Annotated in this window: 17 protein-coding genes; 12 read left to right on the top strand and 5 right to left on the bottom strand. The window is 60.8% G+C overall.

Annotated features, from left to right (window positions below; genetic code table 11):
- Positions 1-13: 13 nt before the first annotated feature.
- From IPP95_01295 to IPP95_01285, 3 genes are all read left to right on the top strand, one after another.
- Entirely contained in the window at positions 14-2095 is a 2082-nt protein-coding gene (locus IPP95_01295) for a hypothetical protein (GenBank protein ID QQS72895.1), read from the top strand.
- A gap of 107 nt (positions 2096-2202) precedes the next feature.
- Complete coding sequence (locus IPP95_01290) at positions 2203-7845, top strand: hypothetical protein (protein ID QQS72894.1); 5643 nt, start codon at positions 2203-2205, stop codon at positions 7843-7845.
- A 27-nt stretch (positions 7846-7872) separates the two neighbouring features.
- Positions 7873-9012, top strand: a complete 1140-nt coding sequence (locus IPP95_01285) for a hypothetical protein (protein ID QQS72893.1) — start codon at positions 7873-7875, stop codon at positions 9010-9012.
- Between the two features lie 12 nt (positions 9013-9024).
- On the opposite strand, the gene bshB1 is transcribed toward IPP95_01285, so the two are convergent.
- A complete protein-coding gene (bshB1, locus tag IPP95_01280) occupies positions 9025-9750 on the bottom strand; it encodes a bacillithiol biosynthesis deacetylase BshB1 (GenBank protein ID QQS72892.1) in 726 nt (241 codons plus the stop codon).
- On the bottom strand, positions 9747-10328 hold the full coding sequence (locus tag IPP95_01275; protein ID QQS74164.1) for a glutathione peroxidase: 582 nt from the start codon (positions 10326-10328) through the stop codon (positions 9747-9749). The genes bshB1 and IPP95_01275 overlap by 4 nt, the downstream gene beginning before the upstream one ends.
- A gap of 91 nt (positions 10329-10419) precedes the next feature.
- Between IPP95_01275 and IPP95_01270 the strand changes: the two genes are divergently transcribed.
- Positions 10420-11244: a hypothetical protein gene (locus IPP95_01270; protein ID QQS72891.1), complete on the top strand. Its 825-nt coding sequence runs from the start codon at positions 10420-10422 to the stop codon at positions 11242-11244.
- A 234-nt stretch (positions 11245-11478) separates the two neighbouring features.
- Here IPP95_01270 and IPP95_01265 read toward each other — a convergent pair whose 3' ends face one another.
- Together IPP95_01265 and IPP95_01260 are read right to left on the bottom strand one after the other, a co-directional pair.
- Entirely contained in the window at positions 11479-11985 is a 507-nt protein-coding gene (locus tag IPP95_01265) for a DUF4442 domain-containing protein (GenBank protein QQS72890.1), read from the bottom strand.
- 9 nt (positions 11986-11994) lie between these two features.
- Complete coding sequence (locus IPP95_01260; GenBank protein QQS74163.1) at positions 11995-12381, bottom strand: nucleoside triphosphate pyrophosphohydrolase family protein; 387 nt, start codon at positions 12379-12381, stop codon at positions 11995-11997.
- Between the two features lie 177 nt (positions 12382-12558).
- Here IPP95_01260 and IPP95_01255 point away from each other — a divergent pair, with 177 nt between their 5' ends.
- The 8 genes from IPP95_01255 to IPP95_01220 all read left to right on the top strand — a co-directional run bounded on the left by IPP95_01255 (position 12559) and on the right by IPP95_01220 (position 21052).
- Complete coding sequence (locus tag IPP95_01255; GenBank protein QQS72889.1) at positions 12559-13593, top strand: MoxR family ATPase; 1035 nt, start codon at positions 12559-12561, stop codon at positions 13591-13593.
- 140 nt (positions 13594-13733) lie between these two features.
- Positions 13734-14612 (top strand): DUF58 domain-containing protein, encoded by an 879-nt coding sequence (locus IPP95_01250; protein QQS74162.1) that lies wholly within the window; start codon positions 13734-13736, stop codon positions 14610-14612.
- Between the two features lie 55 nt (positions 14613-14667).
- Positions 14668-15627: a hypothetical protein gene (locus IPP95_01245; protein ID QQS72888.1), complete on the top strand. Its 960-nt coding sequence runs from the start codon at positions 14668-14670 to the stop codon at positions 15625-15627.
- Positions 15611-16693: a VWA domain-containing protein gene (locus tag IPP95_01240; protein QQS72887.1), complete on the top strand. Its 1083-nt coding sequence runs from the start codon at positions 15611-15613 to the stop codon at positions 16691-16693. Before IPP95_01245 ends, IPP95_01240 begins: the two co-directional genes overlap by 17 nt.
- The gene (locus IPP95_01235) at positions 16690-17841 is read left to right on the top strand and encodes a VWA domain-containing protein (protein QQS72886.1); all 1152 of its coding nucleotides are present in this window, start codon (positions 16690-16692) and stop codon (positions 17839-17841) included. The genes IPP95_01240 and IPP95_01235 overlap by 4 nt, the downstream gene beginning before the upstream one ends.
- Positions 17829-18548, top strand: coding sequence for a tetratricopeptide repeat protein (locus IPP95_01230; protein QQS72885.1), 720 nt, complete (start codon positions 17829-17831; stop codon positions 18546-18548). The genes IPP95_01235 and IPP95_01230 overlap by 13 nt, the downstream gene beginning before the upstream one ends.
- A 3-nt stretch (positions 18549-18551) precedes the next feature.
- On the top strand, positions 18552-20303 hold the full coding sequence (locus IPP95_01225) for a protein BatD (protein ID QQS72884.1): 1752 nt from the start codon (positions 18552-18554) through the stop codon (positions 20301-20303).
- Positions 20300-21052, top strand: coding sequence for a tetratricopeptide repeat protein (locus tag IPP95_01220; GenBank protein ID QQS72883.1), 753 nt, complete (start codon positions 20300-20302; stop codon positions 21050-21052). Before IPP95_01225 ends, IPP95_01220 begins: the two co-directional genes overlap by 4 nt.
- 130 nt (positions 21053-21182) lie before the next feature.
- On the opposite strand, the gene IPP95_01215 is transcribed toward IPP95_01220, so the two are convergent.
- The gene (locus IPP95_01215; protein QQS72882.1) at positions 21183-24377 is read right to left on the bottom strand and encodes a right-handed parallel beta-helix repeat-containing protein; all 3195 of its coding nucleotides are present in this window, start codon (positions 24375-24377) and stop codon (positions 21183-21185) included.
- Positions 24378-24521 lie beyond the last annotated feature (144 nt).

Below are 24521 nucleotides of genomic sequence, written 5' to 3'. Positions count from 1 at the left end.
ATAACCCACTTGGATGCGCATCCCGGCAACGCCCTCCCCGCTCCGCCTCTTTGCGTTGAGCGCCGTGATGTCCATATGCGCAACACTGTTCGCACAGGTCCGGTCCGATTCCGCCCGCTTCCAACTTAAGCCCTCGTTCTCCTTGGGCACGGGCATGCTCGGGTTTTACGGCGATGTCGGGTTCAATAGCAAGAATTACAGTCCGCTGGTCTCGCGTATCGGCTATGAGCTGCGGGCCTCCTCCCCCATCACTGAATGGCTGGAGGTGAGCCTCTTCGCGATGCACGGCCGCTTGAGCGCGAACGAACGCAGCGTGGAACGCAACCTCAACTTCGAGTCGCGGATCACCACCGGTGGAGTGCAGTTCACGTACACCTTCAACCAACTGCTGAAGCCCGGGCATGTGGTTGAACCCTTCGTGAGCGTTGGTTTTGAGAGCTTGGAATTCCTCAGCAAGACCGATCTGATGGACGCGCATGGCCGCCGTTACAATTATTGGAGCGACGGCACCATCCGCGATATCGCGGAAAACGCATTGAACGCGGCCGATGCCGTGGAGATCCCGCGGGACTATACGTATGAGAGCGATGTGCGCGAAAGCAACATCGACGGGTTCGGCAAGTACGAGGAGCAGACCTGGGCCATTCCGGTGGGCGTGGGCGTGAAGATGCTTCTCGGCCATGGTTTCGATGCACGCGTCGGTGCCACGATGCACTTCACACGCACCGACTTCATCGACGGCGTCTCCGACTTGAGCATCGGGGAGCGAAAAGGTGACGGCCGCATGGATCGCTTCCTTTTTACATCCTTTTCCGTCGGATACGCCATCAACACGACGCCGAGGAAGAAAAAATTCAAGCCTACGCTCTCTCCGGAGCAGATGGACGTCATCGCGTTCAATGACGATGAGGACGGTGATGGCGTGATGGACTGGAGCGACCTCTGCCCGCATACTCCGGCAGGCGCGGCCGTGGATGAACATGGCTGCCCATTGGACAGCGACGGCGACGGGGTTCCGGACCACATGGACGATGAACCGGGCACCTTGTCCGGTGCCCCCGTGGACGAGCGCGGTGTCACCCTCACGGACGATGACCTGCTTCGTGCATGGTTGAACTACAAGGACTCCGCCAATGTCACTATCGTGAGCAGCCGCGTGGAGTCCTTCGGCCCCATCGGCAAGCCGAAGGTGACCCGTGCCGCCACACCGGCCAAGCGCACTTACGTCGTGAAGGTGGGCTCCCAGGTGGAAGGCATCAGTGAGGAATTGATCCAGCGCATCCTCAGCTTGCCGGACGTGCGCACGATCGAGCGCGGTGACACCACCTTCTACATAGTGGGCAACTACGATGCGCTGCCTGATGCTATCAAGCGGGAACTGCAATTGAAAGGCCAAGGCTTCGAGGGCACGGTGATGATCGAACAGAACGGCAAGCTGATGGACCTGCCCGAAGGCGGCATCACACCGCGGGAGAACGAGGTGCTCTCCAACATCACCCCGGTCGAGCCTGAGAAAACGGGCAAAGTGGTGGTACGCGTGCAGCTCGGCGCATTCCGGCACCGGCTTTCACAGAACATCTTCACCGGCATTTCCGACCTTGTGACCCTGAAGGACAAGGACGGCTTGACGCGCTATTACACCGGCACCTTCACCGACATCAATGATGCGGCGAAGCACAAGGTGAACATGCTTCTGAAAGGGTTCGAGGGTGCCTTCTTAGTGGCCTTCAAGGATGGCAAGCGCGTCTCCATCACCGAGGCGGGCGCACAGCTCACCGGCCCGGAAAACCTCAACGACATCCCGGCCGGCAGCATCAATCCGGAACATCTCTCTTTCCGCGTGCAGGTGGGCACGTTCGCTGGCAACGTTCCTATGGAGACCATGAGCAAGTACGTGGACCTGGGCAACGTGAAACCAGTGGCCGGCGAGAGTGTGGTGCGTTACCTCTACGGGGAATACGCTTCCCGTGCCGCTGCCGAAGAAGCCCGCAATGAGCTGCAGAACCTTGGTTTCAAGGACGCCTTCGTGGTGGGTGAAATGAACGGCCGGATCATCAAGGCCGAGGACGCCCAGAAGCTGCTTGAGGGCAAGTAGGTGCGACCGATGCATGCGCTCGCGTGTCGCGCGTGCATGCCCAAGGAACGACACACGTTCTCTTGATCCGGGCCGTTATCTTTCTGCCCCGTGACCCACCCCAGCCCATGTTGAATTACCGCAGCTTGTTCCGCGTCTCGTTCATTCCTGTTCTATTGCTGTTGCTGGCCAGCGGCTGCCAACGTGAGAAGCTCCCGATACGACCGGATGCGGCCTTCATTCCCTATGTCTCCGCGTTCACCTCCGGGCATATCTCTGCGCGAGCGGCGATCCGTGTTCGCATCGCGGAAGGTGTGGCGTTGAAGGACACCTCGGACAACGCCTTGCAAAAACTCTTCTCGCTGAGCCCCGCTGCTGACGGCGTGGTGAGCTGGCAGGATGCGTACACCCTCGCCTTCCAGCCGCGGGAGCGCTTGAAGCAGAACACGGACTACACCGTCACCTTCCACTTGGGCCGCTTGGCCGAGGTGCCGAAGGACCTGCAGGACCTCAAGTTCACCGTCAGCACCTTCGAGCAAAGCATCGACCTTCGAGTGAACGACCTGCAAAGTCTCTCGCCCTCCGACCTCACGTGGCAACGTGTGATCGTGGGCGTGTTCACCAGTGATGATGCCACCGGAGAGGTCCGATATGTATCGGACTTGGAAGGCAGCGTGAGCGCCACACAGGACGGGCGCAAGTTGAAGATGACCTGGGAGCATGAGCCCGGCGGCACCCTTCACCGCGCCGTGGCGGACAGTGTGCTGCGCGGCGAAAAAGCGAGCAGCGTGGTGTTCAAATGGGATGCCGACAAGATCGGCGGCAAGGGTGATGGTGAGCTCACTTTCGAAGTGCCGGCCATCGGCGACCTCCAGCTGATCTCCGCCGAGACCTTCACCGAAGGCGAACAGTATGCGACTTTGCTCTTCAGCGATCCGTTGGACGCGGCGCAGGACCTCAACGGGCTGGCGGGCATCGCCGGGGCGGACAACGTGCGCCTTGCGGTGACGGGCAACAAGCTGATGCTCTATCCGCAGGACCGCCTTACCGGCGATCAGACTGCCTTCGTAGCCGCGGGCTTGAAGAACGTGAACGGCCGCGCCATCGGGAAGGACCTCACGGTGGATCTCTCCTTTCAGGAGGTGAAGCCCAATGTGCGCACGGTGGGCAAAGGCACCATCCTTCCCAGCACGGACGGCCTCCTTTTCCCCTTCGAGGCGGTGAACCTGAACGCCGTGGACGTACGCGTGGTGCGGATCTATGCTGACAATGTGCCGCAGTTCCTGCAAGTGAACCGAATGAGCGGCGACCAGGAATTGGCGCGCGTAGGCCGCTTGGTGATGAAGAAGACGGTACACTTGGACGCCAAGGAAAAAGTGCGCGCCGGCCAATGGCAGCGCTATTACTTGGACCTGGACAAACTGATCAAGGAGGAACCCGGCGCGATCTACCGCATCAGTCTCGGCTTCCGGCAGGTCTATTCCACTTATCCCTGTGGGGGCACGCCCGCGGTGCAGCCGCTCACGGCGCAAGAACCGGACGAACTGGAGGACGACCAATGGGACACGCCGCGCAATTACTACTACTACTACTACGATGATGACTACGGCTACTACGACGAAGATTACAATTACAGGGATCGAGAAGACCCGTGTACCCCGAGCTACTTCCGCAACAAAGGAAGCGTGGTGCAGCGGAACATCCTCGCCTCGGACCTGGGCATCATCGCCAAGCGCGGCAACGACGGCTCCCTGCTGATCGCCGTGAGCGACCTGCGCACCACCGACCCCGTAAATGGCGTGGAGGTGAAGGTGCTGGACCTGCAGCAGCGCACCATGGCCAAGGAAAAGACCAACAAGGACGGCATGATCACCCTGCCGGCCACGGCGCACAAGCCCTTCCTGCTGGTGGCGTCAAAGGACAAGCAGCGCGGCTATTTGAAATTGGACGACGGCAGCGCGTTGAGCGTGAGCGATTTCGACGTGGGCGGTGAAAGCGTGGACAAGGGCTTGAAAGGATTCCTCTACGGTGAACGCGGCGTATGGCGCCCGGGCGACACCCTCTTCCTCTCCTTCATCCTACAGCAGTCCGTGCAAAAGCTGCCGAAGGACATCCCGGTGACGCTGGAGCTTACCGATCCCCAAGGAAGGCTGGACCAGCGGATCGTGCGCACCAGCGGCGTGGAGGGCACGTATGCATTCCGCTGCACCACTTCGCCGGATGCACCGACGGGTGTATGGGGGGCGCGCGTCACCGTGGGCGGCACCTCCTTCTACAAGCCGATCCGCATTGAAACCGTGAAGCCGAACCGATTGAAGATCCTGCTGGACCTCGGTGGCGAACGGCTGACCGCGACGGACAACAAGCCCGCTCAGCTCCAGAGCAACTGGCTGCACGGCGCGCCCGCAAAGGACCTCACTGCGCGCGTCACCGTGAGCCTCACGCGCTCCAACGCCAGCTTCAAGGGCTTTGAGAAGTACGACTTCAACGACCTGAACAGCGACCTCAACACAGAGGAGACGCCGATCTATGAAGGCCAATTGGACGCCAACGGCCATGCCTCCTTCCCCTTCGACCTGCAGATGAACGGCCGTGCGCCCGCAGCGGTGAAGGCCAACATCGTCACCCGCGTGTTCGAGGCCGGTGGCGACGCCAGCATCGACCGCACCGATGTGCAGTACTATCCATACGTAGCCTATGCTGGTCTGCGTATCCCGGAAGGCAACAGCTACTGGGGCAGCTATATCACCGATACCACCTACGCCATCCAAGCGGTCGCGGTGGACGCGGACGGCAAGCCATTGGCGCATCACGCGCTGAAAGCACAGGTGGTGAAGCTCGGCTCCAACTGGTGGTGGAGCGGCGACATGGACGATCCATCCAACTACATGACCGCACCGAGTTCGCGCGTGATCAGCGAGCAGGACCTCAACACCGACGGCAGCGGCAAAGCCAGCTTCAACTTCCGCGTGGACCGCCCGCAATGGGGCCGCTTCGTCATCCGCCTTTCCGATCCCGAGAGCGGCCATACCTCCGCCGCACAACTTTACGTGGACTGGCCGGGTTACGGTGGCCGCAGCCAGCGCGAGGACGGTAAGGCCGCCGCCATGCTCCGCTTCAACAGCGACAAGGAGAAATACGCCGTGGGCGACCGCTGCGAACTGACCATCCCCAGCTCCGGCCATGGGCGCGCCCTGGTGAGCTTGGAGACCGGCACGCGCATCATCGAGGCGAAGTGGATCGACCTGAAGGACAAGGAGACGAAGTACGGTTTCGCCATCACCGGGGCCATGGCGCCGAACATCTACGCGCATGTCACCTTGATCCAGCCGCACGCGCTGACAGCACCTTCAGACAGCACTTCCAGCGCAGACAATGATCTGCCGATCCGCCTTTACGGAGTGATCCCGATCCCCGTGGAGAACGCGGCCACCCACCTTACGCCGGTGATCGGATCGACCAAGGAATTCAAGACCGACGCGCCTTTCACGGTGGATGTGACGGAGAAGGACGGCAAGGCCATGTCCTACACCCTCGCCATCGTGGATGAGGGATTGCTGGACCTCACCCGCTTCAAAACTCCGGACCCGTGGAATCATTTCTATGCCCGGGAAGCTTTGGGCGTGCGCACCTGGGACCTTTACGACGATGTGATCGGTGCCTTCGGCCAACGCTTGCGGCGTGTCCTTGCGCTCGGCGGCAGCGACCAGGCCAATCCCGCCGAGGCCAAGAAGGCACAGCGTTTCAAGCCGGTAGTGCGCTATGTCGGACCGTTCACGTTGGCCAAGGGGAAGAAAGCTTCGCACAAATTCACCATCAGCAACTACGTGGGTTCCGTGCGCATCATGGTGGTGGCCAGCACCCCGCAAGGCGCTTATGGCAATGCCGAAAAAGCCGTGCCGGTGAAGAAGCCTTTGATGTTGCTCGCCACGCTTCCGCGCGTGGTCGGCCCAGGCGAGACCGTGGACCTGCCCGTCACTGTTTTCGCCATGGACCCGAAGGTGCGGAACGTCACGCTGAGCCTTGCGGCGAACGACCTCTTCAGCATCGAAGGCGGTGCGTCGCAACAACTCGTGTTCCCCAAGACCGGCGAGCAGGTGGTGATGTTCCGCATGAAGATGAAGGACCGCATCGGCGTTGGCAAAGTGACGCTGACAGCGGAAGGCGCCGGAGAGAAGAGCACGCAGACGATCGAGATCGATGTGCGGCAAGCCGGGCAGCCGGAAACGGATGCGGCGGAAGCCATCATCGAACCCGGCAAAAGCTGGGACGTGGCCCCTGAAGCGCTCGGCATCGCGGGTACCAACAGCGCGTACCTCGAGCTGAGCACCATGCCACCCGTGGACCTCGGTCGCCGCCTGCAGTACCTGATCGACTATCCGCACGGCTGCTTGGAGCAGACCACCAGCAAAGCCTTCCCGCAGCTCTACATCGCCGACGTGATGGAGACGAGCGATGCCACCGTGGACGAACCGCGCCGTAACGTGCAGGCCGGGCTGGGTAAACTGAAGCAGTTCCAAACCTCGGGCGGCGGCTTCGGCTACTGGCCGGGTGACCGCGAAGCGAACGATTGGACCTCCACCTACGCGGGGCATTTCATGATCGAGGCCGAACGCAAGGGCTTCACTACCCCGCCCGGCGTGAAGAATGCTTGGCTGTCCTATGCGCGCAGGCAAGCCCGCGACTGGGCACCGAGCGAGCACGACGGATGGAGCCGTGGCCGGAACCAATTGGCACAGGCCTATCGCCTGTATGTCCTCGCTTTGGGTAACAGCGCCGAGGCCGGTGCCATGAACCGCCTGCGCACCACGCCCGCATTGAGCGACCAAGCGCGCTGGATGCTCGCGGCAGCGTATGCCTTGAACAACCGCAAGGACGTGGCGAAAGAGATCGTGAAGGACCTCACCACGAACGTTTCGCCGTACCGCGAAATGGGCTGGACCTACGGCAGCGACCTGCGCGATGAGGCCGTGATCGCAGAGGCCTTGATGCGCATGGACGACAAGGCCAGCGCGGCGGGCGTGGTCCGGGAGATCGCCCAACAGCTCAGCAGTGGCGGCTGGTACAGCACCCAAAGCACCGCATGGGGCATGATGGTCGTGAGCCGCTTTGCTGCGGACCATGCGCTGGACAAGACGATGCACTTCACATCTACCGTAGCTGGGAAAGCCGACAACCGTGTGAGCGCGAAACCGATCGTCCGTTTGGACCTGCCCGTGCCCGATGCCAAAAAGCGCGTGACCATCGCCAACACCGGCAAGAACCTGCTGTACCTGCGCTTGGTGCGTACGGGCACGCCCATCGCCGGCGAAGAGACCCCGGCCAGCAATGGCTTGGCCATGCAGGTGAGGTACAAAACCATGGACGGCAAGCCCATCAACCCCGCCAGCCTCGACCAAGGCAGCGACTTCCAAGCTGAAGTGACCGTGCAGAACCCCGGCCCACGTGGCAGCTACCAGGAACTCGCCCTCACGCAGGTGTTCCCCAGCGGGTGGGAGATCCGCAACAGCCGGTTGGAGGGCACGGAAAGCGCACAGGAGAACAGCAACTTCAACTACCAGGACATCCGCGACGACCGCGTGATGACTTACTTCAACCTCAGCGCCGGGCAGAGCGTGACCTACCGCGTTTTCCTCAATGCCGCTTATACCGGGCGCTTCCACCTGCCCAGCACCACCTGCTCGGCGATGTACGACAACACGGTGAACGCACGGAACGGCGGACAATGGGTGACGGTGGTGAAGCCCGGGGCCGAAGCCAACGCAAAGTGACCGTACCTCACATTGTAGTTTCACGCCATGCGATCGCGGCTTTTCTTCCTCTCCTTGCTCACCACGGCAGGCGCCTTCGCGCAGAGCTTTCAACTTGAATTCGGGGGCGCCAACCTGCAAGATGCCGTGGCCACGGTGAGCGATGCCACGGGCCACACCACGCTGGTCCGCGAAACGTTCCCACAAGGTGACAAAATGCGGATCCGCATCCTGCGCACCACGCTGCAAGGGCAGAACCAGCAGTGGTACGACGTGGCGATCCCCGGAGCATGCTTCGTACAGGCTGCCGTGCCCTCCGGCGATGGCAACATCACGCTCTGCGGCTCCCGTATCGCGCCGGGCCGCTCGGATCAGGACGCGCTGATCGCGAAGGTCTCACCTACGGGTGAAGTGCTCTGGAGTTGGACCTCCAACACACCAAGCCTTCAGGAGCAACTGATAGACGTGCGGCGTACCGACGACGGCGGATACATCGCCTGCGGCTCGCGGCGCGATACGGCGGACAGCGACGCCCTGCTCGTCCGGCTCGATCCTTCGGGCAACCTGCAATGGCAGCAGCGCTACGGCACCACCGCCGAAGAGACTGCCAACAGCGTAGCCTTAGACGGCAACGGCTATATGGCGGCGGGGCGCATCACCGGTTTCGACAACAACGTGGATGCCTACGTCCTGCGCACCGACAATGCGGGCGCAGAACAGTGGTGGCAAAGCTGGGGCGGCGTGAATCAGGAAGTGCTGAAAGGCATAGCACGCAGCGGGAACGAATTCGTGATGGCCGGATACACGGATAGCTATGGCCCACAGGTGGGCGCACTCCATGTCCGCAGTGTCTACCTGATCGCCCTGAACGCCGCCGGGGATACCCTGTGGACACGCACCATCGGCGATATTGGTCAGGCAAGTGCTGCCGAGGACATTCAAGTGGCCGACAACGGCGAGTTCTTCCTGGCCGGGCAAGCCGGGAACAGCCACCTCACGGACGGCATGGTGATGCGCATCTCCGCCACCGGCGACCAGATCTGGAAACGCACCTACGACATCGAGAACGAGGATGTGCTGCACCGCCTCTCGGTCCTACCGGACGGCGGCTTTATCACGGCGGGAAGAGCCTTCGGGCCGAACGGTGCGCAAGCGGTGCTGGTAAGGAAGAACGCTTCGGGAAATTAAACCAGACCGGGTTCACCCCAGCTCCAGCACATCCCCCACCCCCGGCGGCCGTTCCACCGTGAAGCCCTCGCCGTAGGTCGCACCGATCAAGCGGCCCATGTCGAGGGCGCGGCCTTCCAAGGTGGGCAGGAACTCCGGCACGCTGATGAGCGACACCGGCTCGGTGCTCTTGGGATCGTGGAACTGTGAGGCGAAGCATTTCAACGCCTCCATCTTCTTCTCCCAATGCGCGCTGACGTCGATCACGAGGTCGGGTTCGATCCAGCGGTCCTGCACGCAATGCAGCACGGTGACGGGGCGCCACGCCTGCTGCTCCTTGTCTTCATGCTTGGTAACGATCCTGCGCAGGCCGCTGAGGAAGCAGGCCTCCGAGACCAGTTCGGAACCACGTCCATGGTCCGGGTGCCTATCGCGGACGGCGTTGGTGAACACCACCTTGGGCCGGTGCCTGCGCAGCGCGACCACGACTTTCAAGAGGCTTTCCTCGTCGGCCCGAAATAAGCCATCGCGCAAGCCGAGCTGGTAGCGGAAGGAAACGCCGAGCACTTGGGCGGCGGCCTCGGCCTCCTTCCTGCGGATCTCCGCCGAGCCGCGGGTGCCGAGTTCGCCCGCCGTCAATTCCACCAAGCCAACGCTGCGGCCTTGGGCGATGTGGCGTGCAACGGTGCCGCCCATGCCGATCTCCACATCATCCGGGTGCGCCGTGATGCAGAGGATGTCCACCTTCTCAATGCTCATTTTCCGTCCAACCAGTTGAGGATGGGATCGCTCATCGGCTCCTGCGCGCTGGGGTACATGGTGACGAGGTTGCCTTCCTCATCGATGAGGTATTTCTGGAAATTCCACTTCACCTTGCTGTCCAACTTGCCGTTCAGCTTCTTCTCGGTGAGCCACGTGTACACCGGACTTTGCTCGGGACCTTTGGTCGCGATCTTCGACATCAGCGGGAAGGTGACGCCGTAATTCTTCTCACAGAAGGCGGCGATGGTCTTCTCATCCCCCGGCTCCTGTTTGCCGAAGTCGTTGCTGGGGAAACCGATGATGACGAGGCCTTTGTCTTTGTATTTTTCATAAAGCTCCTCCAACTGCTTGTACTGCGGGGTGAAGCCGCATTCGCTGGCAGTGTTCACCACCATCACCTTGTGGCCTTTAAGCTGGGCCATGTCGTAAGGCTTGCCGTTGATGTCCGTAGCAGTGAGCTGATGGAAATTCATGATGGTCGGTTCTTGTACAGGTTGATCCGTGATGATACTGGCATCCGGTGTGCTTCCACAACCGAGGACGGCCAGGGGAAGTAGCATGATCGCTTTGCGCATGTGCATGGTTTGGCCACAAAGTTGCGCGATCAAAGCCAAGCTCCGCCGGTATCTTTGGCCCTGGATCGGGATCCCGAACGAAAGAAGAACCATGCGCAGCCTGCTACTGACACTCTCTTTTGCCTTTATTTCCAGCCTGTTCGCGCAGCAGGAAGTGAAGATCACCGATGCCAAGGCCTTGGCCGATGCACCAAATGTCCGCAAGGACAAGGCTGTGCAGGAAGCCATGCGCACCGCCGGTTTCAGCGACGAGGAGACCGAGCTGATCCTTCAGTACGGCGACCGCGACCAATGGCCGGAGGGCATCCGCACCGATACCGGCCGCGCCGCCAATGCGCCGTACGTCCAGAACTATGTGGGCTTCCGCCTCTGCGAATTCCAAGAGGACACCAGCCGGATGTCGCTGGTGATGATCCCCGCCAAGAGCAACATCCACATGCCGGAAGGCATGCGTCCCTTGGCGGATCTCTACCTCGTGCTACCGGACCGGGCCTTGAAAAATGCCGAAGTCCCAAAACCCCGGCCCACGATCAGCCGCGGCCCCCAGTGGAAGAAGAACGCGAAGGTGAAGATCATCAAGCCGGACCAACTGTACGCAGCCTACGACCTGGCCCTGGACACCGTCGGCCGACGCGCTTTGTACAAGGCCGGGATGAGCAGGCCGGAGATCGATGCGGTGATCTTCCGCAGCACGGAGCGCAACTGGCCCGACGGCATAGACAGCTTCGAGAAGCGCTACCCGATGCTGGAGAAATTCAAAAAGTACCACGCATACTTAGGCGCCCGCTGGGACGATAAGGTTCTGCTGATCGTGCCGGTGGAGAAGAACCGCCGGATGCCGGTGCTGATGCGGCCTTTCGTGGACCTGTACTTCATCTACACGGCCACTGGCGTGGAAGTGCGCGGGAAGAAGTGATCCGCCGACAAGGAGAAGAACCACGGATGAACACGGATGGGCACGGATAACAGCTTCCATCAAGGGGAAACCGCATATTTCGCAGATCTACGTGGATAATGCGCCTGCCGACAAGAGAACATCCGCAGATTTCGCAGATGCGCGCAGATAGTGCGCCTGCCGACCGGTTGAAGCGCAAATAGGCGCAGATGGAAACCGCTTTGCGGTTTGTTGGGGTGAGCGCTGTTCGCGGATTCAGACTTTCGTGCGCACTTGACCCCAATCCTTGATCTGCCAGGTGATCCTTCCCGTGGCTAAGTGGTTCCCGGATACGTCGTGCAAGGGCACTTCCGCTGTGTACAGCACCGGTTCTCCTGAGCGTAGGGGACGTAGGATCAGCTCGTCGAACTCGCTGGCCGAGGGTGCGAATTCGGCGTGTGCCTTGGCCTTGGCTTGGTAGTGATAGTCCATGGCCAAGGACTTCATGATGATGCGGTAACGCTTCGGGTCCAGATGCTCCATAAGTGCCAGCCCGCTGCAATACTCGGCGGCGGTGGCCAAGCAGCAGGCATGGATGCCCTTGATGTGGTTGCGGTTGATACGCCAGTTCGGGATCTCCACCCGGATGCCGCCCTCCGGCATCGGCACCACGCGGAAGCCGTGGGGTCGGTTGAAAGGGACCATCCAGTGCAGGCCGATATTCATCCACCAGCGTGTGAAAGCCGAATTGCGCGATTTGGCGAGGATCGGTGCGAGTTCCATGGTCTGTGTTCAGCGGTCCAGCACGGCAGCGATGTCCGGACGGAAGTAACGCTCGCTTTTGAGGACTTTCCCGTCCTCACGATAGATGGGCTTGCCTTCGGCGTCCAGCTTGCTCATGTTGCTGCGCTGGATCTCTATGAAAACCTCTTCGATCTTGTCTTGTAGCCCGTGTTTCAGGATGGTACCACAAAGAATGTAAAGCTGGTCACCCAAGGCGTCGGCCACTTCCACCAGGTCGCCCTGCTCGGCTGCGGTCAAGTATTCATCGTTCTCCTCGCGCATCAATTCATGGCGCAAACGCATCTCTTTGGGGCTGAGCGCGGCCTCGGGCGCATCCGCATTGGCGATGCCGAACGCATCGTGGAAGGCGCGTACGTGATCGATGGTCTCTTGCAAAGTCATGGGTCAGATGGCAGGGTTGAAACCGGTCGTGATGAAACCGGTCAAATTGGTGTCACAAGGTATGTATAGGTGCTAATACCGGTTAACACAACTTAACTGCAAATCACCCGGAAAGGCCCGTCAATAGTGGCAATTTTGCGTCCCGAACCTTCGGGAACCCATTTTATGGACATGGAACAGACATCCCCTTTGGCCGCTCCGGCCCCCGCATCCACTTCCGATACCCTCCGCGCCCTCAACGAACGCATCCAGCAGGCCAGTTCCTTCGTGGACCTGATCGATCAGGAGATGCAAAAGTCGATCGTGGGGCAGAAGGACATGGTGCAAAAATTGCTCGTGGCGCTGTTGGCGGACGGGCACATCATGTTGGAGGGTATGCCGGGACTGGCCAAGACCCTCGCCATCAAGACGCTGAGCGATGTGGTGGACGTGGGTTTCAGCCGGGTGCAGTTCACCCCGGACCTGCTGCCCGCCGACCTCGTGGGCACCATGATCTACAGCCCGCGCAACGAGGAGTTCTCGGTGAAAAAAGGGCCGATCTTCAGCAATTTCATCCTTGCGGACGAGATCAACCGGGCCCCCGCCAAAGTGCAGAGCGCGCTGCTCGAGGCCATGCAGGAAAGGCAGGTCACCATCGGCTCCACGACCTACAAGCTGCCGGAACCCTTTCTGGTGATGGCCACCATGAACCCGATCGAGCAGGAAGGCACCTATCCCCTGCCGGAAGCCCAGACGGACCGCTTCATGCTGAAGGTGGTACTGGATTATCCCCGGAAGGAGGAGGAGCGCGCCATCATCCGCCAGAACACCGGTGCCGGTGCGCGCCCCCAAGTGCAGAAGGTGATCCATCCCAAGGATATCGTACAAGCCCGGCAACTGGTGCGCGAGGTGTACATGGACGAGAAGATCGAGCAGTACATCGTGGACATCGTCTACGCCACCCGTAAGCCCGCCGACTACCGCCTCAGCGACCTCAGCTCCCTGATCAGCTTTGGCGGTAGCCCCCGCGCCAGCATCAACATGGCACTGGGCGCGAAGGCCTATGCCTTTACCAAGCGGCGCGGCTACGTGATCCCCGAGGACGTCCGCGCGGTCTGCCCCGACGTGATGCGCCACCGCATCGGATTGACCTATGAGGCGGAAGCGGAGAACATCAGCGTGAACGAGATCATTGACCGGGTTTTGAATACGGTGGAAGTTCCTTGAGAAAGTTGAAAGTGGAAAGGTGAAAGTTGAAAACCATTTGCTGACGAAGTCTTGAGTCAGAAGTCGGGAGTCATGAGTCTTGAGCCTGTTCGGTCACCAGTCACTTATCACCAATCACCGTTCACCAATCACCAGAACCCATCGCCACACTACAACATACCAAGGACCTCATCAAGAAGGTGCGGTTGATCGAGCTGAAGACACGCGGCCTGAGCAACCACATTTTCAGCGGTGAGTACCACAGCGCGTTCAAGGGCCGGGGCATGGCCTTCAGCGAGGTGCGTGAGTATGTGCCGGGCGACGAGGTGAGGGCGATCGACTGGAACGTGACGGCGCGGCTGGGGCATCCGTACATCAAGATCTTCGATGAGGAGCGTGAGCTTACCGTAATGCTCGTGGCGGACGTGAGCGGAAGCGGTGATTTCGGGACGGTGAACCAATTGAAGCGCGAGCTGATCACCGAGGCCTGCGCTACGATCGCCTTCAGTGCCATACAGAACAACGACAAGGTGGGCCTGATCCTCTTCAGCGACCAGGTGGAGCTCTTCATCCCTCCGAAGAAAGGACGGGGCCACATCCTACGGATCGTGCGCGAACTGCTGGAATTCCGCCCCAAAGGCCGCGGCACGGACATCACCCTGGCACTGAAATACCTGAACAATGTGATCAAGAAGCGCAGCATCGCCTTCCTCATCAGCGACCTGATGGACGAGGGCTACGACGATGCGCTGAAGATCGCCAACCGCCGGCACGACCTCGTGGTCCTGCGCACCACGGACCCGCGTGAACTGGAACTACCGAACATGGGCCTGGTGCAGTTCGCGGACCCGGAGACCGGTGAGGCCCAATGGGTGAACACGCGGAACAAAGCCGTGCGTGACCACTACCGGTCACAGGCCCTGCGGCACCAAGCGCGTTCCCGCGATGCCTTGCGCCGGGCGGGGGTCGATCATGCGGTGATCAGTACGCGGGAGGGCTATGTGCGGCCTTTGATGAACTTATTCCGCCAGCGGGATTGAGATGAGGGGACGCGGAGCATGCCTTCGGCAGCCAGGGGCGCAACGGAGATCCAGGGTGACCAAGTTCATCACTGCTTTTGCTTGCGCATTGCTGAGCCTGTTCTCCCCTGTGATGGCGCAGGATGTGAAGCCGATGGCCAAGCTGGACACGGCTACGATACTGATCGGTCAACAGGCCCATCTGGAACTGAGCGTGACCTACCATGTGAACAAATGGGCTGTGAACGTCATCTGGCCGATGATCACCGATACGATCACTTCGAAGTTGCCGATCCTGCACGACAGCCATGTGGACACGATCCTGCCGGACAAACAGAACGACCCCTACCTCTTCAAGCAAACGCGCATGCTCACGATCACGGCGTGGGATTCCGGCTACTGGGCGATCCCGCCGTTCACTTTCGTGATCAACGGAGACACCGTGGGCACGACGCCGCTCCTGCTAACGGTGAACACCGTGGAGGCGGACACTTCCAAGGCGTACCGCGACATCAAGGAGATCTACACGGTTCCCTTCAGCCTACTGGACTGGCTGCGCGAATACTGGCCGTGGGTCGCAGGCGGCATCGCGGGCGCAGCCATGCTCACCGCGTTGATCATCTTCCTTGTCCGCCGTTCGCGCCGGCCGAAGCCGCCCGTGCCGGAGGCCCCGAAAGCACCGCTCCATGTGCGCACCTTGTTGGCCTTGGAGGCCTTGCAACAGAAGAAACTCTGGGAGCAGGACCGGACGAAGGACTATTACATCGAGCTTACGGACATCCTACGGAGCTACATTGAGGAACGCTATGGCATCCCGGCCTTGGAACAGACCACCGATGAACTGCTGGCGGGCCTTCGCCTTAGCAGCATGCCCACCGCACCGCGCGAGCAATTGGCCCAACTGCTCCGCTTGGCCGACATGGTGAAGTTCGCCAAATGGAAAGCGCTGCCGACAGAGAACGAACAGGTGATGGCCAGCGCGATCAGGCTGGTGCAGGAAACCGCTGATACCCGACCCGATGCGCCGCTCGCGTGACCTCATCATCCTCATCGTGCTGCTCGTGCTGGTGCATGTGGCGGCCTTGGTGGCGGCGTGGTGGCTGCGCGAGCACTACGAACTGGCCTCCCCGCGGATGCTCTGGGGCCTGCTATTGGTGCCGGTCCTCAGCATCTGGTACGTGATCCGCCGGAACCGGCGCAGGCCGCACGCCACATTGAGCACCTTGAGCGCGTTGCGGAACGGCCCCGTCGACCTGCTCGCCCGGCTGCGCCATTTGCCCTTCGCTGTGGCCATGCTCGGCATGGCCTTCATGCTCCTTTCCATGGCGCGCCCACAGAGCAAGGACAGCTGGCAGGACGTGACCCATGATGGCATCGACATCGTGATCGCCATGGACTACAGCGCCAGCATGCTCGCCAAAGATTTCAAGCCGGACCGCTTGGACGCCGCGCGGGACGTGGCCATGAACTTCATCGACGACCGGCCCAACGACCGTATCGGACTGGTGGTGTACGAGGGCGAGGCCTTCACCCAATGCCCGCTCACCACCGACCATGATGTGCTGAAGACCCTCTTCGCACAGGCCAAGACCGGCTTGATCACCGGCGGCACAGCCATCGGCATGGGGCTCGCCACCGCCGTGAACCGCCTGCGGGAAAGCACCAGCAAAAGCAAAGTGATCATCCTCCTCACTGACGGCATGAACAACGCCGGCACCATCCAACCGCTGGACGCCGCACAGATCGCGGAGGAACTTGGCATCCGGGTATACACCATCGGCGTGGGCACACGGGGCCGCGCGCTTTCCCCGGTGGCCATCTATCCGAACGGACAGTACAAGTACGACTATGTCGACGTGGACCTCGACGAGGGCATGCTGAAGAAGATCGCCGACATGACCGGCGGACGCTACTTCCGCGCCACCGATGAGAAAAAGCTCCGGGAGATCTACCAGGAGATCGACCGCTTGGAAAAGACCCGCGTGAAGGTGACCGAGCACAGCAGCCGCACCGAGGAGTACTTCAAGCCGTTGCTCGCCGGTTGTTCCCTGCTGTTCCTCTCGCTCTTCCTGGGAAATACATTGCTTCGTACCACGCCATGAGCACCCGCGGCACATATCGCACGGGCCCGATCGCGACCACCGTCGTGATCATCGAAGTGCTGGCCTGGGGCATCGGCCTGGCGCTCTGGTTCTCCATGGCGCACTACCTGCCCCAGTTCCGTATCCAACGTCCGGAAGTGCTTTGGGCGATGCTGGCCGGGCCGCTGCTGGTGATGCTATACCTGACCGGGCTGGCCCTGAAGAACCGGGCGATGCGCCGCTTCAGCAGCGACCTGTTGATCACCGCCATGGTCCCCGGCGTTTCCTCGTGGCGCAGTGCGTTGAAATTCCTGCTTCTGCGCCACGGCCTCAGCTTCGCGATCTTCGCGCTTGCCGGTCCGCAAATGGGCACACGCTTGGAAGAGATCACGGCCAAAGGCGTGGACGTGGTGGTGGCCTTGGACGTGAGCAACAGCATGCTGGCCGAGGACCTGAAGCCGGACCGCATGGAAGTGGCCAGGCGCGCGCTCTCGCAACTGATCGACCGCATGAGCGGCGACCGCCTGGGGATCGTGGTCTTTGCCGGGGAGGCATACACCCAATTGCCCATCACCGCCGACCGCAGCGCCGCCAAGATCTTTCTCAATAGCATCGGGCCGGACCTGGTGCGTGCCCAAGGCACCGCCATCGGAGCGGCCATCGACCAGGCGCGGAAGAGCTTCGGGGCCGATGCCGCCAAGGGCAAGACCATCATCGTGATCAGCGATGGCGAAAGTTTCGAGGACGATGGCATCACGGCCGCAAAAGATGCGGCCGCTGAAGGGATCATCGTGAATACCATCGGGATGGGCTCGCCGGAGGGGTCCCCCATCCCGATGCGACGCAATGGGCAGCTCATCGGTTTCAAAAAGGACAAGGACGGACAGACCGTCATCACCAAGCTCAACGAGGACGTGCTCTCCCGTGTCGCTTCCGCCGGGAATGGCGAATACATCCACGCCACCTCCAGCGATACCGGCGTGAACACTTTGATCGCCAAATTGCGCGGCATGGACCAGACCGACTTAGGCACCTACAAATTCGCCGGGCACGAAGACCGCTTTCAATACTTTCTGGCCGTGGCCTGCATATTGGTCTTCCTTGGCATGCTCATCGGTGAGCGCACCCTGTCCCTGAAATGGAATAAACTGATGCCATGGCACGCCTGACCTTGATCCTGATAGCAGTGACTTGTTCCTGTGGTCTCCAAGCGCAGGAGGTGGACCGCTCGTTGCGCAAAGGCAATTCCGCCTACGAGAAGGGCGACTTGAAGGATGCCGTCACCAATTACTCCGGTGCGGCGAAGGACGAGCGGGGCATGTTCAACCTTGGGAACGCCTACTACCGGCAGGACAGCACTGCTCTGGCCCAGCGCACCTATGAGAACGCCGCCTCCATGGCCAAGGGCGCACCGGCACAGGCCCGCGCCTACCACAACTTGGGAAATAGCTGGATGCGCCAAGGCAATTACCAAGAGGCCGCGAACGCCTACAAGGAAGCGTTGAAGCGGACCCCGGACGACGACGATACCCGCTACAATCTGGCATACGCACAGAAAAAACTCGCCCAGCAGCAACAACAGCAGCAGAACAAGGACCAGAACAAAGACCAAAAGGATCAGGACAAGCAGAAGCAGGACCAAAAGAGCAAGGACCAGCAGGACAAGGATCAACAGAAAAAGGACGACCAAGAGAAGGATGGTCAACCGAAGGACGATCAGGACAAGAAGCAGCAACAACAGCAACAGGAGCGGATCAACCCGCAGGATGCGAAACGGATGCTGGACGCCGCGCAGCAGCAGGAGAAGGACGTGCAGGACAAAGTGCGCCGTATCATGCAGCCGAAACCCGCCGCGCCTGCGGAGAAGGACTGGTGAACCATGTTCAAGAAGCTGACCCATACCATCGCATTGCTCCTGCTCATAGGCGTGTCCGCGCAGGCCCAAGAGGTCTCGTTCCAAGCCAGCGTGGACCGGAATGAGATCGCCGCCGGGGAGGCCGTCAAGTACACCATCTCCTTGGAAAACGCATCTTCCGGCGGGGGCATGACCACCCCGGACTGGGGCGGTCTCGTAGTGGCACAGGGCCCCATGGAGAGCAGCAGTTTCAGTAGCATCAACGGACGCATGAGCCGCTCCTCCTCCCGGACCTGGTACCTCACTGCCACGCAACCGGGCAGTTATACCATCGGCTCTTCCACCGTTCGCGTGGGCGGGGGAACGCTTCAGACGGACCCTATTGCCATAAAGGTGAGCAAAGGGGAATCGTCCGCTGGCTCCAATGCCGCTACGGACCAGGCCCAGAAGCGCGATGCCAACCTGTTCTGCACCATCACCCTCAGCAAGAACAAGGCGTACGTGGGCGAGCAGATCATCGCCACCTATACGCTCTTCTCCCGCTACAACTCGCTGCAAGCACGCGACTACGACCTGCCTAAGCTAAATGGCTTCTGGGCGGAGGAAGTGGACATGGGGCAGAGCAACTGGGAAGCCACGCCGCGCACCGTGAACGGCCTGCGCTACAATGTGGCCGTGCTGAAAAAACAGGTCTTGATCCCTCTGCGTGGCGGAAAACTGCGCGTGGAACCGATGACGCTGAACTACTTGGTGAACCCCGGTTTCTTCAGCAGTGGCACGCCCGTTCGCATCCAGAGCAACACCAGCGAGGTCAGCGTTTCGGAACTGCCCGCCGGAAAGCCCGCGGATTTCATCGGTGCCGTGGGCGACCTGAACATGGAGGTGAAAGCGGGATCACCGACCGTGAAGGCCAACGAGGCCATCGACCTCTCCATCCGCTTCTCCGGCCGCGCCAACCTGAAGTTGATCGATGCTCCCAAACTCGAGCTCCCTCCTGATTTCGAGAGCTACGACCCGAAGGTCAACGACAAGATCACGGTGAACGGCGCGGGCATGAACGGCAGCAGGGAATTCCAATACCTGCTGATCCCGCGCCACCCCGGAAAATTCGACCTCGGCACGTTGTCCTTCAGTTACTTCGACCCGTCCAGCGGCACATACAAGCAACTGCGCTCCGGCCAATTGACCTTCGATGTGCAGCCCGGCGACGCCGATGCGGGCGCCTCGGTGAACACGCCGATGAAAAGCGATGTGAAGCGATTGGGCTCGGACATCCGCTACATCCGCACTGGCGACCTCCAACTCAAGGCGAAGGGCAAGCACCTCTTCGGTTCGTGGGCCTACGTTCTGGGTATGGCGGTGCCGCCCGCCCTGATACTGCTGGTCTTCCTCTGGCACCGGCGCAGAGAGCAACGCCTGGGCGACTTCCAAGGACAACGCCGGCGCGGTGCCGACAAGGTGGCCAAGCAGCGCCTAGCCGCCGCGGCCACGGCCTTGGAGAAGAACGACCGGGAGGCCTTCCATGATGCTCTGGGCAAAGCGCTTGAAGGCTACTTCGCGGACAAGTTCAACCTCGGCGTGGCCGAAGTGAACGCCGGAACGATCAAGGCCAAATTGGGAGGCTTGGACGAGGGACGCACCGCCGAGGCTTACATCGCCTTGCTCCGCGACGCGGAAATGGCCCGCTTCGCACCGATGGAGAACAAGCCACAGCGCCAGACCTACGACGAGGCCAGTGCCATCATCAGCCGGATCGAAAACCAGCTTCGCACATGATACGTCCCATCGTCACGCTCATGATCGCGATCGGCCTGCCGCTGCTTTCGCTTGCCGACACCAAGCAGCTTTTACAAGAGGCCCAGGACGCTTATTCCAAGGGGGACCACCAAAAAGCACTCGCCCTTTACGACTCGGTGAACACCACCTTCACCTCCCCTGCTCTCCTCTTCAACATCGGCAATTGCTGGAGCAAGCTGGGCGACACGCCCCATGCGGTCCTGTACTACGAACGTGCCCTCCGGTTGGCGCCCGGGGCCGAAGACGTGCAGGCCAACCTGGACCTCGAACGTTCCAAGGTGGTGGACCGGGTGAACGAGTTACCGGCCTTCACGCTCGGTTCCATCTGGGACCGCTTGCAGGGCGGCACCGATGTGGACCAATGGGCGCGGCGTTCGCTGTGGGCCTGTGCCCTCTTGGCCTTGGCCGCGATAGCAGGACTCCTGCTGCGGCAGCGCGCGCTCAAGCGCACCCTGTTCGCGTTGGCCGCATTGGCTTTGGTGACGACCTTGGTATCCACCGCGCTGGCCGCCTATCGCGTGCAGGAGGTGGAAAGCCGCTCGCAGGCGATCATCATGTCACCCTCGGTGGAGATCCTCGGTGAACCGCGCTCCGGTGCCACACGGCTCTTCATCCTCCATCAAGGCACCAAAGTGGGTGCTCTGCAGCAGCAGAACGGATGGCAGGAGGTGCGCTTGGCCAGCGGCGCGGTGGGATGGGTACCGCAGGAAGCGATCGAGATCATCTGATCGGGGGCCGTACCGGAAAGGCCGAGAACCGGCTCCTCTTGTGAAGGTCCGGTCCTCGATCATGATCAGGTCGAACCGGAACAAGGCATCCGTTCAATACCGTGGTCCGCTACGCACGGATCCTGGACTCCTATGGCATCTGCTCCATGCGGACCTCCGTGCCCAAGGTGCCTCCGGTGGTGATCAGCACCACGTCCCGGTCATTGCCCGAACCGGTATAGGAAACAAAACCGTTCAAGTTCGTGTCGGACGCATAGTAACCGGGAACGAAGTTCGTGGGTTCCGCACCCCCGATGGTGACCAGAATACCGTCCCGGTCATTCCCGGTCCCGGTGTACTTCACTTCCCCATCGTCGGAAACATTGCCGGGCCATAATGCCCTGCGGCCGTCGATGACCTTTTGCGCTTCACTGCCAAAAGTCGGCGTGGAAGCTTGGCTAAGGTCCACCAACTCTCCATTGCCCGCAAGCAATGCGGTACAGAGGACGCCTAAGTGATTGCGATGCAGCACCGAGATGTGCCGCCCGGCCGCAGTCCCATTGAACCTGATCAGCTCATTCCCCTGAGGGTCCACGACCGTGCCATTGCGCTGTACAAACGCGGCCCGGCGGCCGGCCACGGTGTATCCGGGGTTGTCCTCATGCAGTTGTACCACTACCCAGTCCACCACGGACTGGTCCCCGGTGGCCTGTATCACGCTCGGTGTTGCGGTCGTACCGGCATTCTCCAGCGTGTAGCCCAAAGCAGTATACGGTTCCGTGGCGGGGATCAGCCCCTGTGTGCGCAGATCGTCGCGCATCAATGCGCTACCGGCGTCCAAAGCGCCGCCAAGCAGCATCTTGATCAGAACCCCCCCGGAGGGCACCACGATACCGCATTCCGGTCCGTCATAGCGGTAGGTCACCTTGGATGAATAGGCCGGGACCGTGATGGACGCGGAGAGCAAGTTGCCATCGATATCCTTCCAACAGCCCTCCGGCAGATCGAAGCTCTGCTGCGTCGGCTGGTCGTTCACGTACAGCTTGTGCCGGTCCAAGGGGTCCAACACCTGAGCGGTCACCTTGGTGACCTCCACGTTGTCCAAGTAATACATCGGCTCGGTCCACTGATTGATGAATTGGACCTGCGCTTGATCGGTAAGGTCGCTCTGGAAATACATCTCAAGGTCACGGCGTTCCGTATCGAAGGGCACCTGCCGTTCCCAGGTCGAATACGGGTTCGAGAAGGTGGACTCGCCCTTCACCCCTACGATGATATCCCCTTCGGTGTCGCTCTGTACGCTACAGCGGACACGATACCACGCTTGGTCCTGGATCGGGAAAAGATCCGGATTGTGTAAGCCGAAACTGCTGTATTGGTTGTTGTTCGGCAGATAGGCTTTCAGCGAGCCGTTGTCCAAGTGGTCCGTCACACGGCTCACCTGGGCATTGTCCGGCCAGCCGGTCCAACCGTTCACATTGCTGGTGAAGTTGCCGTTCTGCACCAAGTTATCGCTGAGTTCCTGGATCGTGACATGATCCGGAAGACGCAACGGGCTGCGCGTACTGCCGGCATCTTCGTTCTTCTCCGTCCTCCACCGTTCCAGCGCATAATAGCGCGGTGACCCTGATACGAAGTTGATCACCTTGATGCTCATCTCGTTGTAAGGGTTGAAGTAGCGGTTGTTGGTGTAGGTACCGAAGTCCACAGGGTCCGCACCGTGCGTGTTGTACTGTAGCATGCACAACTGCTCCTTCTTCAGGCAGTACATCACGTTGCCGCTGAACACATCATTGTAGTTGGGCACGTAATAGGGCGGCGTGGCACCGGTGCCCGTCGCATTTGAGTAGTCGGAAATGGTGATCTGTACGCCGTTGTTGAAGAACACATTGTCCTTGATCTGCAGGCCTGTGGTCACCATGGTGTGGTCCACATGGATCCCCGACTGCGGGCAGTTGTAGACGGTGTTGCGCTGCGCGATGGTGTTCGTGATGGAGGTATTGCCGAAGTAGATGCCGATGCCCATGTGCTCGTTATGCGGCGCATTGGTGGCAGCCCCATTGGCAAAGGAGCCGATGGGGTCACTGACGATGTTGTCCTGGATGATCATTCCGTTCGCATGGTCGATGGCGATGCCGCCACCGTCGTTCATGGTGGCCAGGGGATGCCGCACCACGTTCTTCTCGATCAACGCGGTGCCGTCCGCGATGATGCCGATATATCCGATGGTGTCCATGCGATTATTCCGGATGGTCACCCCGTTGCCCGTGGTGCGGATTCCGAAATAGCCCCATGTGCTCTCCCCCGCGCCGTCCACCACGGCGATCTGGTTGAGCGTATTGTCGGCGATCGTCGCATTGTCCCCGAACGCCATGGCCGCAGTGGCATAGGTGTTCCGGAAGATGTTCCCGCTATAGTTGCTATTTGTTCCCGCACAGCGGATGCCGTGGTAGAGGTCCCTGAACGTGCAGCCGGCCACCGTCACATGGTCCGCCCCGTCATTCAGCACCCCCGCAAGGCGCTGATGCCGGAACTCCAAATTCTCCACACGGAGGTAGGCGCGATGCCAATAGCAGTTCACGCCGTTCTTGTACACGGCGGCCTCCACGGACTGGCTGTTCGGGTCGCCGTTGTTCAGCGGCCAGAAATAAAGCTGCTGTGCCGTACCGTCGTAGTACCACTCCCCGGGGCTGTCCAGTTCGGAAAGTTTCCCCCGCATGTAGAAGCCCCATGGGTCGCTGCCCATGTTGAGCGTGGAGTTGGAGAAGTAGAGCGTACCGTTCGAATAGCTGGACACGCTCATGGTGTCGAAGGAACTGCTGGAGCTGCGAACGATCGCCAAGGCCCCGTTCCAATACCCGTTGGCCTGCGTGAGGCCCGCGCTCTGGATCTGGCTTCCCCCGCCTTGGCTGTTGCGCAACCAGCCGGTGTTCGGATAGCGGGCCGGGGTCATCCGCTGCCCGGCGAGGTATACCTGCTCCACCCTGCCGGAGGTTACCGAGGCACGCCAGATGTGGCCTTGGTACACGGACCACTCGGAGACCAATTCACTGCCCTTGATGAGCGGTTTGGCCCCGCTTCCATAGGCGCCCAGGGTGATCTGTTGGCTGACGGTCCCGGAATTCCCCAGTACGATCTCGCCGCGCCATACGCCGCCGCGTTCAAAGAGCACCCGATCACCCGGGTTGAACGAGAAGGTGCTTTGGTTCACCCGCCAGATCGTCTTCCAAGCCGTACCCTGTGAAGTGCCGTTGTTGGAGTCGTTGCCGCCCGGGGAAACGTAGTAGTCCGTGGAGTAGGCGAGCAGTGCCGAAAGCAATCCGGCGAGAAGGAGCAAGTTGCGCATGAGGTTCATCAATGACCGTTGAAGTGCCGCGAAGATCCCTATGAACCTGCCTCAGCCTCAACATATTGCCGACCATTGATCAACAATTCGACGACCTGCCCCAAGCACCCGACAAGCGGGGATCCCAGCCGATGAGCGCGCCGA

Source organism: Flavobacteriales bacterium, assembly GCA_016700415.1.
In the GTDB taxonomy this organism is placed as follows: domain Bacteria; phylum Bacteroidota; class Bacteroidia; order Flavobacteriales_F; family PHOS-HE28; genus PHOS-HE28.
Note: the sequence above shows the minus strand (reverse complement) of the source record. Positions and strands in the feature narration are given on the sequence as shown.